A 15,740-nucleotide genomic window follows, 5' to 3' on the forward strand; every position below is an offset into this window, starting at 1 on the left:
GATGGAATCAGAAAACGCTAAAGCTGTTGCCTTTATAAGCTGGGTTGACTGTCTTGAACGATTCGATGTTTTAATCGAGGAATTGAGACATATTCAGTATAATATTGCTTTTCAATTAAGGTCTGAACCCCTCTATCTTATGGGGTTATATGAAGAGGCTTTTTTGGACGCAAACTACGAAATGTTCAGTCACTTCTACGAATACAACAGACGACATCGCAAATTACTTTCATTTGCAATCATGCCGGACTTCCCTTCTCCTAGACAACTCAAAAGCATGTTTTTAAGCACAGACCTGCTAGCAAAGACAGAGCATCCCAGCCTTGTGACACAACTCACGGAGAACTGTCTGTCTTTATTAAACAATCTTAATTGTAGCAAAGTAAAAACAGATGACTGGAAAAGCTCCAAACAGGCGCAATTACTAAAAAAAATTTTTGGAACAAAGAACAAAATTTGGCCCAGGGAAATAGACAGAAATGTACGAAATTTATTGAAAGAAGACCAAATTGATGATTTTGTCGCCGACGGGCTTGCTGCAGGCGAAATAAGTCTTGAGCTTTTGTCTGGCTCAATGACCCTGGGCCTTTTTCAATTTTGGCAAGCAACCTTCTGGAGCTTAGACCAACGCCAACTCTATTACAACCTACGAGCTACTCAGGCTTTAAAAAGGGCCATTTTCAATGACAAAATATTTTTGCTCCACAAGGGGGTTGAAGCGTTTATCAAAAGCTCTCCTGACCATGAAGAGAAAATGTATGAAGTATTAACCATCAGGAGGGCTCTCTTACTTAAATGCGAGGGATACATTCAAAAAGTATCAGCACACCAATCATGTGTAGCTGAGAGCTTCGAACATGGAGAGCAAGAACTAACAAGGCCATTAATAAATAGACGAAAGGATCAAGCTTTATATTCAAGAATTCTTAATGATATTTGCGCAAACACTTTTCAAGAAATGGGACACTTACTAAAGGACTGCGGAGAAACAATTGATTTTGAAAATCGAGACGTTTCGCTAATACATCATTGGGACTATCAATATACATCTGAATACAGTTCGCTATATAGACCTCACTCTATTGTGACTCATTCTTATTTTAAAACATCCTACTGGATGCCTGATAGACCTGATTTACAAAGTGCAATCATACATGAAGTTGGGCATGTATTCACTGATGAAACGTTTAAACGATTTGAACAATCCTATTTTTCATCAAACCATAATCAATTTTCATCTCTATTTATCAGATTAAGAAATATACTTAAAGCTTATGACGTTGAATTACGCAGTGGGCTTCCCATAAATCTAATACTACAAGAAGTAGGAGTAGATATACTTGCAGCTAGCGTCAAAGGTCCATCGTATTTATATGTCCTCGCTCTTGAAATTCTAGGCGAAGCAATTGAAACTATGTACGGAAAAACAATCGATAGTCTTTATGAGAAACAACTAGATCCCTCTGAAGCTTTTATCTACGACCTTGAGGAGACTGCTTTCCTATGGCACTTCAGACTTCATATTGTTTGCACCTGGATAGAACTTCTCAATGACAACTTCACAATGAAAGACCGTTCATTCACGGGATTAACATCTAGACTCATAGATGGCGTTCGAAATTTAGCCGATGGACTCCTGCAGCAAGTTCAAACCTGGATCGAAAGAAATATAGGAGGACTCAGAGAAAATCAACGACTGTGGAACTACCACAAGGATTTAAAAGAAGCACTTTGCCGTACAATTACCACATCCAGACTCCCCGTATTTGTTAGAAAACATCTTATCAAAAAAGAAAACACTCTAAACACCACCAACGTCAAAACTAAACCACTACATTCTTTCAGTCCTAAGACACAAGAGTTTTTGTTTAATGGTCTTCTAAGTCATAAATATAAATTCAAAGAAAAATGTGATGAAAAACTAAATTCTCTTCGTGATATAGTAAATTTCTTCTATACGCAGTATGGCGTTGAAATCTTACTTGAGGATGATGAACATGGTGCCCAAAATATAAAATACAAAGAAATAAGCATTTTCAAATTTCTACACGATATTCCATGGCAATGCGCCTTAATGAAAGGTATTGACTTTACAACTCTTACAAGAAGAAAAGACTCAGCAAGAGACAATTCAATGCTAGCCTACACCCTGATGCGCCCAGCCCTTGGACGCGGAATATACCAGGTTGCAGTGGACTATTTTTATCATAACGTCGAAAACCCATTATACCATTTAGAAGAGTGTACTAGTCAACTTGCAGCTCTCACTGAAACAGAGTCTACACCACGGATGCAAAAACTATTTAAAGACATAAATGACTCTATAAAAAATTGTGCTATAAACCCAAATAAAAATGAACTAAACCGTACAATATCTTTTTTTATTAATGATAATTGTATTCACTCCGAAGAAATAGACAACATCATCAAAAAAACTACTGAGAGCCTGCGTTACTTCTACGAGAACCCCAACGAACTAGATACCAAATACTATCTGGTGGATAATGACAAAATATTTAAAGCTCAACAAACTATATTAAATACGACTAGGGCGATTCTTAAAAATATATTCAGGACTTTGGATAAATCCGTAGACGTGCGTCTCTTTCGGATCAAAGCTGAACTTTCTTTTTTGACAGCCAACACACCCACTAACTGGAAAAAATACCGAAACACTATTCTCGCCAACTTTCTTTATGCACTTCTCACAGAGCACAGAACAGACTCCTTTGCACAAGATGTTGCAAAAGACATTATAGAATCCATAGGCTGCGACTACAAGTGTATAACCTTACAAACAGAAGAAGATGGTGCGCAACATAAAATAGAAAAATGCATTAAAAACAACATAGAAAGCTACTCTACAACAGAAGAATTTGCTATAACTGAACAAATAGCAAGCCTTATCTCGCAACACATTGATAAAGAATGGCACATAGAAATAAGCCAACTACACTCTTTCTTATCTTGCCTGTATGAAAATGAAGAGTTAGGTGACGATATTTTATGTAGAGCTATGTCACAAGACCTTTGCAGAGAAACGGAATTAGGGCTGAATCTAGATGCAGGAAAAATTTCCGGTGGAGCGAATATTTGGACTTTAAATAAAATAACAACTGCGCACTTAAATAAAATTGAACTTGATAATTACAATGATATCGACACTGAAAGTTCACTCATGAAATTGACTCCTGTACTTGGAAAATACGACTTTATGTCCATTACTCCGGACAATTTCCCCTCTCCAGTACGCATAAATACTCTTAACCTTTTTAGAAATAAATCGTTTCCCTTTTTTATACGCAGAGAAACTGTAATCCCCATATTAATATCCAATATCGACATAAAATCAAACAACAATCAAGAAACAGAAACAATTGCACTTATATGCATAAGAATGAACCGCAGCACTTGGAGACTCCATTTTCTTCTACGAATATTAAAATCTTACATACATTTAAACAATAATATAACTTGTAATACAGACTTAAACAACTTGAATGCAATCCCATGTGACCTTGATATTGCAAGCTGCTTAAAAAACACAGATAGAATATACCTTTCTGATGGATCAAATGATCTTTTTTTTGAAATCAGGGGAACCCCATCAAGTCGAATTAATGACGTATTTAGACTTAAAGATATTCTTTTTGATGATTATCAAACTTCAGTAGTAGAAACTATGCCTGGAGCAGCATTGATTAGTCAGGCTTCTTCTAATTCAAATTTCAAGTTAGTTCTTTGCCTGCAAATCCGCCAAAGCCGAGACCTTTCGCGCAGTTTGAACAAAGTTAAATCCAGCCTAAAAAAGCATTTCGCATTATCCATAAAAGAACTGTCCAGTTTACATGGAAAAATGGATATCAGAATAGTCTTCACAGACGAAACGTCATTCAATAGCATCTCTGAATTAGTACAAAAACTTATTACCAGTTGCGGTGACAAAATAAACAGCATGCAATTAAATATTGAAGAGATAATACATTTTTAACTTCAGAAGGCTAAATCTTAACTCTGCACAATACTAACTAATGCTCAGCTTAAAAATATTTAATAATTTGATAAATCTTGTCTTTAAATACGAAATTGATGTTTGGAGTGATATTCGCAATGGCTATTATCGGTTGTTTATTTGCCCAATTGATTAATATTATTCTTCTTCTCTTTTTTGCATCAATACTCTACCCAATCTATTTTTATATTTCAAATTGCCCTAAAGGAGCAATGGCTGGAATAGGCGTCTTAATTCAAATCATCATACTATTTATGGAACGCCCCTAAGAAGAATTCGGACTTACATAGCTGGCTATATAGGTCCTAATTAAAAATTTATCGCGCAACACCTCTTTGCTTCCTACCAATCTCATTCCCCGAAACCTTAACATTCCGCCCAAACATCATCCGCGCAAAACCATGCGCCACTTGCGCGGCCGCAGGATCATTCACGCTGAAGAAAATTTTATCTCCATTATCTTTGACCATGGAACCATTCTTCAAGGTATAAAGTACGTTTCCGGACGAATCGACGCGCCAAGTCAGATTATCAAGATTGCGCTTTCTGGGGTCGGCAGTGCGCTTAGCTTCTTCAGCCTGCAACTGGAGCATCTTGGAAATGGACAACAGCTTACGCTTATCCTTCCACGCCAAGCTTGAGTCAGACCTAAACTGACTTTGCTTAATCTTCATATCAGATACTTTTGTTGCCTGGCTATCGATAATAGGAGCTAGATTACTCTGAATCGGTTCTTTTTTCGACCGCAGAACCTTCAGGGCTATTTCATCGCCTCTCTCAGCCTTCCATTTCAAAAAGTCATTCCAACGGTTAAACGGGATCTGCTGACGCAGCTCCGCGCGCTTTCCGGACATTTCCTTTTTGAGAGCTTCAATTGCCTCTGTCTTTCTGCCGGCAGCGAGAGCAATCAAACGGCTGCGGTCTTTGATCCTGAGTTTTTTATCGTTCTTAAGAGCCTTAATCTTGCCATCCCAATAAGAGCTGGTCTGCTTCCAACAACCATCCTGCTCTTCACGCAGAACCTCGTAAGCCTTTTTCCTGCCGGTAACAGCGGCACGGTATTCAGCATAAAGCTCACCCTGATGCTTATGCAGTGGTCGGGCGACATACCTATCCTTCTCGCTGACCACGATCCCCTTGGTATACTGGTAGTGGCCGAGCTGCGCCTCAAGCTTGGACTTAGTAAAATTCCGATCAAGCCGGCTAGCTTTGATGGCCGTCTTGGAATGGCGGTCCTTGATGCTGCAACCGTTCCCGCGCAAACGAACTTCGATCCCGATCTCTGCAAGAGACATATGGAATTGATGCCAATCCTGCGCTTTATCCAGAGACTCGAAAATAAAATCCTTGCGTTCCTTCACATACGAATCAAAGGACTGCTGGCCGGAGTGAGCTTCGTAAGTAGCTGCCCGGTCATTGCTGCGCTTCGGCTCCTGATCCTTCTTCCTGCCGTTGTCGAATTTCAAACCGAACTTCTGCTCCAGCTCACGGTGCAGCCGATCCCGCTTGTAGAAATCCCGGTAAGGCTCGTAACGGGTCAGCTTCTCCGGATGAATCATATTATATGCGATGTGCATGTGAATATTGTTGGTGTTTTTATGGACACCACAATGACGCTGGTGCTCTTCAAAGCCCAAGGCCTTGGAGAACTCCTGCTCAATCTCTTTGAAATCCTTCTCCGTGAGAACAGACTCATCTTCCGGCCTGAAAGAGACTATCAGGTGATATGTCTTCTCCTTGCGGGTGCGCTGATTCAGATCCTGAGTATCGAGCACCTCCTGAATGGCCAGCTCGTAATCCTCACCAGCCCAGCAGCCTGCGCACCAGGACATCAAGGTCTTTTCGCCCTTGTGCTTGGCATCGGCAATGTAATCGGCCAGTCGGCCATAATTATCATTCTGAGGCTTACAGGAAATTCTACGACTGATCATATGGTTCGGACCTTCTGAACTATTTCTTTCTGAAGCCGACGAAGGTCTTCCAGCAAAGCTTCAACATCTGTGCGATGCTGGTCATCGTCAAGAATCCACATCTTGAGCAGACCGCCCAGACGACCCTGATCGGCATTGAGCTTCAGTAGCTCACGGCGGGCCAGTTGGTCAGTACGACTCTTGATCTCATGCCCCAGACAAACGGCTTTGGCAAAAGCAGACAGCGAAAGACTGCACTGCTGCGCAGTCTCGCGGATCTGTTTGTACTCCTCGTCGGAAACGTAGGTTTTAATAACTTGCTTCTTGCTGGGCATGTCTTTTACCTGACTCATTATTGATGCCTTCCCAAACGATACTAACCGCATGAGAGACATACGATTTGGGCAAGCACTCCAGCGAATCAATGCACATGTCCTCACATAAACTACCAAGAAGCTCGTCACGGGACGACTGGCCACAATAAGCCCAGTAATCAAGTAAGCCATTAACCGGTGACAATTCCTCCTTCGAACAGATGTCCTTACCGCGCATTTTAGGCGGAACAATGCGCATACACATCCTGAGATAAGTCCATGCACTGTCCATAGCCAGCGCATCCATTTCATAAAGATCTGGAACCCGGATCACCCCTTCAATCTGCCGTTTGCCCTGTTCCCAACTGATGCCTTCCAGAAAGCACCAGTAGCGGGCGACACCTTCAAACGCCCTCACAGCCTCCGGCTTTGCTTTCTTGTACAGAAGCTTTCCCTCCGCCGGCGGAATAGTCAGCCTGGCTTCCATGGCATTGAATGCTTCAAGAAACTTGATTTTCCACTCCATTGCCTTATGGCCAGTAAAGCCCATAGCAAGAAGCGAAAAGCCGTCACGAGTCATGTTAAACGAGGGCTGCTCTTTGTTCTGTTTATTCAAATATGAGGACGGCTCAAAATTGAGCTGTCGATATTCATCAGGAATTTCTAGTTCATTTATGTCGCGAAGCACGTTCTTGTGCTGCTTTTCAAACAGTTCTGCCACAACTAAAGACGAAGCCATTGGCTTATTTTTCTCCATTACCAATTCAACTACAGTTGATACTTCACTGTTTTTACTATCTTTTTTACTCATCTCAGATACTCCATATCGTTTGCAGTTAATGCCAGTCCAAAATTGAGCCGTCCTCAATTCCGTCAGCAACATACGTTGAGCCGAAGGCGAATAAGCCAACCTCAGCCCCATGGCTGAGCAGGACGTAAGGGAGACCACCTGAAAAGGTGGGACTACCTTACCTGTCCTGCCTTCGGACTCCGCAGGAGTATACGCGATTTAGCGGAAAAATTTCAATTTATTTAATTATTACTGCTAGTTCTTGTTTGTTCTTGTATATTCTCGTTAAGTCTTGTTAAATCCTGAAGACTCTTATTAATTCTTGCATAATCTCGTAAAATTCAGATATGGTCGCTCGCAAAAAAGGACACCATATGAATGAAAAAATTACCATTGATTTGGGGACGATGTTTGACGACACAGCCAAACTTAGTGAGATAGACACATATTGTTCTGGAGCTGAAAAATTAGCAGGCAAAGGAAATGATATAACCCTTACAGGTCGCGCACCTGTCTGGATGTATTTATCGATTGCACATCACTTGCACGGTGTTGCGCGGTCATTGTCCTATGACTCTCCCGTTACTGGTATTGTGCAGATTTTTAATCATGATCCGAGGTAAAAATTGTATAATAAAAAGAAATCATACAATGTATTTGAAGGCATAAGAAATATAATCAATAACTCTTTCACTAACTCCCCACCAACCTATCGTGAAATTGCACTTTTTTTTGTATTTAGATTCACACCTGCCTGTTTAATTTTAACTTTGATATTTGTCTTCTTTGGAATAGATTCACTCGATGCCATCAATCTAGTCGGCAGTTTCACAGGAATTATTTCAGCCGGAACAATTGCCTATACTGTATATGACTACATGTACGGACGAAAAGCTCGAATGCGTGCAGACAATGAAAAATATCGAAATGCACAAGGTAAAAGAGAAGTTGCCTTGATAATTGACACGCTAAAAAACCCGCCAGCAGACAATGCCTTTTCCAAAAGCAAATACAACCTTAACCTTGGCCACATAAATGAAGAAATGACGATATCGTACGCATGGCATAAGGATGCGATATCGGGTCCCTATATTCCCGTAGACGAACACAATATCAATGATGTTCTATCTGAAATTGACACAAAACTTTATGAAGTCGCAGAACTATCACCAGACATACTACATCTCTTTTATGCTGGCCCGGCTGTTATAGCTACATATGTAGGTGAACAATTAGCTAATCGGATTTTCACTAAAGTTTATTATTTTGAAAGAGATCCCCTGAAAGGGGACAAATACCTATACTGGTTCTCCTTGCACAAAAAATAATTAAAAATATTCGACCATGATTAGCACTAAAATATCAAATAAAAGAAAAAGCCTGAAAGCAAAATTCACAGGCTTTTTCTTTTATTAAATTTATCATCTGCCATGCAGCATATACATAAAAACCTACTCAATCACCCTATAATCAATCTGAGAATTATCAATACGCGCGCCCAAAACTTTGACCCTGAACACGCGGATTTCATCTTCTGTTCAGCCCACATGACACCGTTTCTCGCAGTGCGGCCAATAAATATTTGATACCATTTAGTCTTTTCCGCATATCCAGATTTTTTACTTTGACCGATCCGCGCGGACTCCACAAGCACTCCCTCGTGCTTATTCCCCATACTGTCGGCTGCGAAAATACGCACGTAGTCGACACACGTATATTCATAAACAAATCACTAACACTTACGCATTAAAATTATAAACAATTATACAATATAAAAAAACAAGCTTCGCTATTAAGCAAAGCTTGTTTTTTTATGCCTCAATTGGCGAAGCCCATTTAGACAATAAAAACCATAAAAGGGGTCATAAATGAAAGTTGGTCTTAATGCCTCAATTGGCGAAGCCCATTTAGACGCGATTTTGGAATCTACGAAAAGGAACAGGTCTCGTCTTAATGCCTCAATTGGCGAAGCCCATTTAGACTTACCTTACGTGGCGGCTTCCGTGGAGGCTATGGAAGGTCTTAATGCCTCAATTGGCGAAGCCCATTTAGACCTTGGCAATGCCTCATCCTGTTCGTTCAGCTCTGGGTCTTAATGCCTCAATTGGCGAAGCCCATTTAGACTTGGCAATGACCCAATGAACATCGCTGCTCTTGAGGTCTTAATGCCTCAATTGGCGAAGCCCATTTAGACTGATTGCGCTGATCCTGCCCGTCATGCTTCAGTGTCTTAATGCCTCAATTGGCGAAGCCCATTTAGACCAAACAGCTCAAAGCTGTGTTCCACGTCAAGGAAGAGTCTTAATGCCTCAATTGGCGAAGCCCATTTAGACTCAAGAAGTTGTTCTCAGAACTTTATTCCGATTCGGTCTTAATGCCTCAATTGGCGAAGCCCATTTAGACCCTAGACTGAAAATGGCAAGCAATTTCCTTCTTAGTCTTAATGCCTCAATTGGCGAAGCCCATTTAGACTCACACTGAAGGAAATGAGAGATCCTTCTCCATATTGGAGAAATAATGTCTTAATGCCTCAATTGGCGAAGCCCATTTAGACCTGGCTAAAATGTTGCAGCCGGAAGGTACTTTTGGTCTTAATGCCTCAATTGGCGAAGCCCATTTAGACTAGTCAGCGGACAAACAACGTCAAATGGGGTCTGGTCTTAATGCCTCAATTGGCGAAGCCCATTTAGACACAAAATGATCCCAGCTACGGCGGTTTAGTAAACAAGTCTTAATGCCTCAATTGGCGAAGCCCATTTAGACTTACTTGGATTGATGGGGAAACATTAAACGGAAAAAAGTCTTAATGCCTCAATTGGCGAAGCCCATTTAGACCTGGCTAAAATGTTGCAGCCGGAAGGTACTTTTGGTCTTAATGCCTCAATTGGCGAAGCCCATTTAGACTTGTGGTGATCGTGAGTACTACAAAGAAGCACATGAAGTCTTAATGCCTCAATTGGCGAAGCCCATTTAGACTTGGCAATGACCCAATGAACATCGCTGCTCTTGAGGTCTTAATGCCTCAATTGGCGAAGCCCATTTAGACTGATTGCGCTGATCCTGCCCGTCATGCTTCAGTGTCTTAATGCCTCAATTGGCGAAGCCCATTTAGACCAAACAGCTCAAAGCTGTGTTCCACGTCAAGGAAGAGTCTTAATGCCTCAATTGGCGAAGCCCATTTAGACTCAAGAAGTTGTTCTCAGAACTTTATTCCGATTCGGTCTTAATGCCTCAATTGGCGAAGCCCATTTAGACCCTAGACTGAAAATGGCAAGCAATTTCCTTCTTAGTCTTAATGCCTCAATTGGCGAAGCCCATTTAGACAAACAGAGTTGGGAATGGCAAATTTGAGAAACTTGGTCTTAATGCCTCAATTGGCGAAGCCCATTTAGACCGAAATGCATTTCTGTTGACAGGCGTTTTATGGGTCTTAATGCCTCAATTGGCGAAGCCCATTTAGACTGACTGATGCTCAGGAAGTAAACGCAAGACTCATGGCTGTCTTAATGCCTCAATTGGCGAAGCCCATTTAGACAGCACCCTCTGGGAGCCCTTTAACCATGCGGGCTAAGAAGGGCAAAAACGCTGGCGACTGAATTTGGACTTTTTTTCGACTTTTTTCACCTCAAAAAACGGCCTAAAATGGGCTTCAACCCGTTGAATTCACTAACTTACGCTAGCGATTGATTTCCATTTTACATAAAATAAGCATTTTTAACAAGAATCTTGAACATTTACAAAAAACACGGTTCAAATCCGAAATCGCTCAAGTATTTTGAACGCACTTTCCAACAGCAAAATATACTAACCACTCTTAAACATTAAAAATTACATCGAATATACCAAACTTATTTTCTAATTCTCAAAGATTTATACTCATCACCTTTAAGGATAGCCCTTTTATAAAAATTAACCTGCCGCATTATTGTGCTGCGGCAGACAGCACTCTCCAATGTCGTAAACTGATAAGGGAGCATGATCCGTTTCTCAAAATGCTTCGTGATTTTTTTTAGTAATTCATACTTAATTAAACAAGGCGTCGAGCCATCTGTAAAATTGCTGTTAAAATGCTCTGCCCGCACTTCCCGCCTTCGGATCAGGGAAATTATCAGGGAATCTACCACAAACCTGAACTCTTCCTGTAAATCCGAAGCCAAGGCATGATGCCTGCCGTACTGAGCATGCATAAAACCGATCTGTGGATTAAGCCCCACCACCTGCAATGCGGTGGATACGTGATTGTGCAGCAAGGTGTATCCATACGACAAAAGTGAATTTAATGGATCTGGCGACGGATGCTTTTTACGTCCTCCGAAACACATCCAATCAGGCATGGAGGAGATAAAAGAATCAAAATACAACCTTGCGCCAGTACCTTCCAGCCCCCTGATTTCGTCGATGGAACTTGAGACAAGAACCCTATCCCGCAATTCATAAAGATTTTTGACCTGCTCAGACTGCTCTTTCAAGCTTTTACGCATCAATAAAGCGCAATTATGCAACTTTGCAGAAACAGTTTCCCGTGCCATCTGTAAACAGAAGAGGTCATTACCCTGAGCCGTTGCCTGCATGGTCCATAAGTGCCAATGCCCTTTATTATTGCCAACAGAAAGCTGCAACAAGCCGTTACGCCTGCAAAAATATGTCGGTACTTTTCTCTGGGAAAGGGCAATGACGGTAGGCATGGTTATACGCGGCCTGCCGACTACGACAACATGAGAAACAGCCTTCAAAGGCAACGTTTGTGTAGTTGAAGAGTTATCAGCAGTTAAGCGGATGGCCTGCCCTTCCAGATTGATGCTCACATTCGGAGACAACAGATACAGAGGACGTTTTCTCTGCGTCCGCAATTCTGCTTCCAATAGCGGAGATGTTGGTTCTTCTGGAAGTTCAGCACCATCTATTGGAAAATCATAATCACTAATATTCAACCCGGAATCCAATTCCTTATCAGAAGCCTGCGCAGGGCTTTGGGATTCCTCAGGATCAATCAGTTTAGCGTAGGTTATTTCTGCACTTGGGGATTGTTCAGAATATACGTATTCCGGCAGCTCCTTGTCGGCAAACAGCTTTTTCAAATGACCGAAACTATGAACAACCTGCTTTGCCTTGTAGGGCTTATATTTATCTTTTTTCTTTTCAGCATCGGCTAGAGTATGCACCTGTGCAGTGCCGAGCCATGCATTTTCCAATGTTTTGCTTTCCGCTTCAGAACTCTGCTGCGCAGCATTCCCGAAAGATTTGCTCTTTTCTATAATCAAAGACCTGCAAAACAAATATCCTAAATATGAGAATCCGGCATTGAACGAGGTTACTGCTGTTTTTTCATCATTTAATTGCAGGGCCAAAGAATCAAGCAAAGACTTTGCATCCGCCTTTGCCTGCTCTGCGGCATCCTTCGATTTGCAAGCAATGACAAAATCATCAGCGTATCTTACCAGAAGATAATTGTTCTCAAGTAAAGCATCATCCAATTCATCAAGATACAAATTTGCCATAATAGGGGAGATGGAAGCCCCCTGCGGCAATCCACGAGACCTCTTAATAGTCCGCCCTTTGAATTTAACATCGCTCTGGACCCATTGCTCAATCAAATCAACAACAGGTTCAAAGGGGAACAAGGCGAACAGCTTGGCAGTCAATTTATCCCATGGAACACAATCAAAAAAACTGCGGATATCTGCATCCACAATATAATTATACCCCTGTTGCCGGGCATACTCCAAGGCATCAGCAGCCTGTTGGCGGGAACATCCCGGACGGTAGCCATAGGAGCAATGTTCAAACAACTGCTCCAGAATAGGCCCGATCACGCTTACCGTACAACGCTGCAAAACACGATCCTGTACCGTAGGGACCGCCATTGCCCGCACTTTCCCGTTACCTTTATCCAACAAAAAACCTTTTAAAGGCTGCGGGCAGTACTCCCCGGTCTTAATCAATTCCTCAGATTTACGGGCGTGAAATTTTAATTGCTGCTCAAAATCTTCAGGCTCAACACCATCAACTCCTGCTGCTGAAGACCTCAAAGCAACATGTTCAAATGCATCGACAAATAAATCAGCGGCAAACATCTGCTCAAAAACTGAAAAACCAGAGCGTAACGTAAAGACTATATTTTCAGCACCGTGCAGAACATAACGTCCACAGCCATATGCCTTATTACCACCGACATGGACAAACTGCCCATACCAGAGCAAATTCCGCCACTCTTCCGGAATATTACTGAAAAAAACATGTCCCTGAACCCCTTCTATGGATTTGCGTTTGTGCTTGATAGCGGCATTAATATTACCCCAGACAGGGGTTTCAATCTGCACAAACTGCTTGTGCACAATATCAACTCCATCCAGAGCAGCAAACTCTTCGAAAGACTTAAGCGGAGTAACTTTATTAATATTACTCCAAAGCTGCTTGAAAAAATGCTGCACAACAAAACAGCGATTCCCCTGCAAAGGAAACCGCTGGCTGAATTCATCGGGGCTGCGCATTTTCAAAGGAGATACGAACTGGAGTGTAACATCTCCACTCTGTATTCCTGATTGCAATTCCCCGATACCATTACAAGCAGGGGCAACTGCCAGTTCGCTCATTGTAAGCTTAGTGAAATTTCCACCAAAGATAGGAAGGTTCGCGCCCCAGTAATCAAGGCTGCGTCGCCCTATCTCGGCAAGTCTGTCAGCCAACACAGCCATACGTTCTGCCAACTCATCAGCATTATCCCCCACGCAGTTGATGCCGAAGGTATAAATCTCCCCCGCCACCATACGCATACGGCCAAATTCGCAAACAACAGGAACCATTCCAATAGGTAAGTTATGCGCACTATCTTTAGGATCTGCATATTCCCCAAACAAGGCAGCAAGAATAAGCCCGCGCACAGCATTGCCATGATAAACGGGGCATTCCACTGCACTGGTAAGAGTAAAGGAAAAACGAAACTGGCGAACGGGGATATGCATGCGAACCTTCCTGCGGGTAGACTTTATCAAGAGATAAATACTGTATACCCTCTAAAAACATATCGCAATAGATACAGGAAGTTACAAAGAGAAAAACAAGCTCCGCAATTAAGCAAAGCTTGTTTTGAATGCCTCAATTGGCGAAGCCCATTTAGACCCGTAGCCTAACCTGGCCGGCATCCGCTAAACAGGTCTTAATGCCTCAATTGGCGAAGCCCATTTAGACCCGTAGCCTAACCTGGCCGGCATCCGCTAAACAGGTCTTAATGCCTCAATTGGCGAAGCCCATTTAGACATACTTGGAAAGTATTTGATGGAGAATATTGTCTTCAAAGTCTTAATGCCTCAATTGGCGAAGCCCATTTAGACTGAAACTGAGGAAGAGCGTCTCCAGCGTAAGGCAAAAGTCTTAATGCCTCAATTGGCGAAGCCCATTTAGACCTACACCCAGATCATGGAAACACCTTTTGCTATCTGTCTTAATGCCTCAATTGGCGAAGCCCATTTAGACTACCGACGTCAAGCCCTGGGATACCAGCGACTGGGTCTTAATGCCTCAATTGGCGAAGCCCATTTAGACCAACAAAAGGCGCGCAATGAATTTTTTAACAAGGAGTCTTAATGCCTCAATTGGCGAAGCCCATTTAGACGCAGAAAAGTTACTTTGCACGGGGTAATTATGCAGTCTTAATGCCTCAATTGGCGAAGCCCATTTAGACTTGCTCTCACTACAGATGGCAATCCGGATATCCTGTCTTAATGCCTCAATTGGCGAAGCCCATTTAGACAAACCGTTAACCAACAGGGTGGAAACATCCTTCAGAAGTCTTAATGCCTCAATTGGCGAAGCCCATTTAGACACTAGTGGCAAGTGGTCACATGCAATCACTAGTGGGTCTTAATGCCTCAATTGGCGAAGCCCATTTAGACGCATATGGAAATAGCTGTTATAACCAGTTTAATAAAAAGTCTTAATGCCTCAATTGGCGAAGCCCATTTAGACTTTCCGGTGATGCTAGGGTTTTCGGTAATGCTGGGGTTTGTCTTAATGCCTCAATTGGCGAAGCCCATTTAGACTAACAGGTACGGTGCAGTAAATGGAACTAATTGAAGTCTTAATGCCTCAATTGGCGAAGCCCATTTAGACCTGCTGACGACTTCACAGTATCAGGCCTGGTTATCGAGTCTTAATGCCTCAATTGGCGAAGCCCATTTAGACCAGATATAGTTTATGCTCCAGGCGAAATTGATCCTGTCTTAATGCCTCAATTGGCGAAGCCCATTTAGACCTGGATGGAGCTGGCAAAGGAGATCGGTGAAAAAGTCTTAATGCCTCAATTGGCGAAGCCCATTTAGACTGGCGATGGCTATGGCTCTGGTGATGGCTATGGGTCTTAATGCCTCAATTGGCGAAGCCCATTTAGACTCCATACCGCTTCCTATGATGTTGACGCGTCCAGTCTTAATGCCTCAATTGGCGAAGCCCATTTAGACAGCACCCTCTGGGAGCCCTTTAACCATGCGGGTTAAGAAGGGCAAAAACGCTGGCGACTGAATTTGGACTTTTTTTCGACTTTTTCCACCTCAAAAAACGGCCTAAAATGGGCTTCAAACCATTGAAATTACTAACTTACGCTAGCGATTAATTTTCATTTTACACAAAACAGCTATTTTTAACAAGAATCTTGAACATTTACAAAAAGCACGGTTCAAATCCGAAATCGCTCAAGTATTTGCCGATAATCATTTTCA

General features: G+C 42.1%; 8 protein-coding genes and 2 CRISPR repeat arrays. Of the genes, 4 read left to right on the forward strand and 4 right to left on the reverse strand.

The window, feature by feature from the left end:
- Position 1 precedes the first annotated feature (1 nt).
- Positions 2-3,991, forward strand: a complete 3,990-nt coding sequence (locus ACNI29_RS00290; protein ID WP_419780200.1) for a hypothetical protein — start codon at positions 2-4, stop codon at positions 3,989-3,991.
- A gap of 119 nt (positions 3,992-4,110) precedes the next feature.
- Positions 4,111-4,281: a hypothetical protein gene (locus ACNI29_RS00295; protein ID WP_419780201.1), complete on the forward strand. Its 171-nt coding sequence runs from the start codon at positions 4,111-4,113 to the stop codon at positions 4,279-4,281.
- Between the two features lie 48 nt (positions 4,282-4,329).
- Here ACNI29_RS00295 and traI read toward each other — a convergent pair whose 3' ends face one another.
- The 3 genes from traI to ACNI29_RS00310 are packed head-to-tail and all read right to left on the reverse strand — an operon-like array spanning position 4,330 to position 7,047.
- Positions 4,330-5,943: a TraI/MobA(P) family conjugative relaxase gene (traI, locus tag ACNI29_RS00300; RefSeq protein ID WP_419780202.1), complete on the reverse strand. Its 1,614-nt coding sequence runs from the start codon at positions 5,941-5,943 to the stop codon at positions 4,330-4,332.
- On the reverse strand, positions 5,940-6,275 hold the full coding sequence (locus ACNI29_RS00305; RefSeq protein ID WP_419780203.1) for a plasmid mobilization protein: 336 nt from the start codon (positions 6,273-6,275) through the stop codon (positions 5,940-5,942). The genes traI and ACNI29_RS00305 overlap by 4 nt, the downstream gene beginning before the upstream one ends.
- Positions 6,232-7,047 carry a Rha family transcriptional regulator gene (locus ACNI29_RS00310; RefSeq protein WP_419780204.1) on the reverse strand — a complete coding sequence of 272 codons (816 nt, stop codon included), beginning with the start codon at positions 7,045-7,047 and terminating at the stop codon, positions 6,232-6,234. The genes ACNI29_RS00305 and ACNI29_RS00310 overlap by 44 nt, the downstream gene beginning before the upstream one ends.
- A gap of 353 nt (positions 7,048-7,400) precedes the next feature.
- On the opposite strand from ACNI29_RS00310, the gene ACNI29_RS00315 reads away from it, so the two are divergent.
- Together ACNI29_RS00315 and ACNI29_RS00320 are read left to right on the forward strand one after the other, a co-directional pair.
- Positions 7,401-7,649, forward strand: coding sequence for a CRISPR-associated protein Csx3 (locus tag ACNI29_RS00315; protein WP_419780205.1), 249 nt, complete (start codon positions 7,401-7,403; stop codon positions 7,647-7,649).
- A gap of 3 nt (positions 7,650-7,652) precedes the next feature.
- Entirely contained in the window at positions 7,653-8,354 is a 702-nt protein-coding gene (locus ACNI29_RS00320; protein ID WP_419780206.1) for a hypothetical protein, read from the forward strand.
- A gap of 479 nt (positions 8,355-8,833) precedes the next feature.
- Positions 8,834-10,561: a CRISPR direct-repeat array (repeat unit 35 nt; unit sequence GTCTTAATGCCTCAATTGGCGAAGCCCATTTAGAC).
- Positions 10,562-10,874: 313 nt separating this feature from the next.
- Here ACNI29_RS00320 and cas1 read toward each other — a convergent pair.
- On the reverse strand, positions 10,875-13,988 hold the full coding sequence (cas1, locus tag ACNI29_RS00325) for a CRISPR-associated endonuclease Cas1 (protein WP_419780207.1): 3,114 nt from the start codon (positions 13,986-13,988) through the stop codon (positions 10,875-10,877).
- Between the two features lie 122 nt (positions 13,989-14,110).
- Positions 14,111-15,482: a CRISPR direct-repeat array (repeat unit 35 nt; unit sequence GTCTTAATGCCTCAATTGGCGAAGCCCATTTAGAC).
- The last annotated feature ends 258 nt before the right edge of the window (positions 15,483-15,740 follow it).

The organism is Maridesulfovibrio spiralis (SeqCode) (assembly GCF_048571135.1).
Taxonomy (GTDB): Bacteria; Desulfobacterota; Desulfovibrionia; order Desulfovibrionales; family Desulfovibrionaceae; genus Maridesulfovibrio; species Maridesulfovibrio spiralis.

Bases quoted from the DNA above. Each gene is read 5' to 3' on its own strand.
- traI (WP_419780202.1), bottom strand. From the start codon at position 5,943: ATGATCAGTCGTAGAATTTCCTGTAAGCCTCAGAATGATAATTATGGC.
- ACNI29_RS00295 (WP_419780201.1), top strand. From the start codon at position 4,111: ATGGCTATTATCGGTTGTTTATTTGCCCAATTGATTAATATTATTCTT.
- cas1 (WP_419780207.1), bottom strand. From the start codon at position 13,988: ATGCATATCCCCGTTCGCCAGTTTCGTTTTTCCTTTACTCTTACCAGT.
- ACNI29_RS00310 (WP_419780204.1), bottom strand. From the start codon at position 7,047: ATGAGTAAAAAAGATAGTAAAAACAGTGAAGTATCAACTGTAGTTGAA.
- ACNI29_RS00315 (WP_419780205.1), top strand. From the start codon at position 7,401: ATGAATGAAAAAATTACCATTGATTTGGGGACGATGTTTGACGACACA.
- ACNI29_RS00290 (WP_419780200.1), top strand. From the start codon at position 2: ATGGAATCAGAAAACGCTAAAGCTGTTGCCTTTATAAGCTGGGTTGAC.
- ACNI29_RS00305 (WP_419780203.1), bottom strand. From the start codon at position 6,275: ATGAGTCAGGTAAAAGACATGCCCAGCAAGAAGCAAGTTATTAAAACC.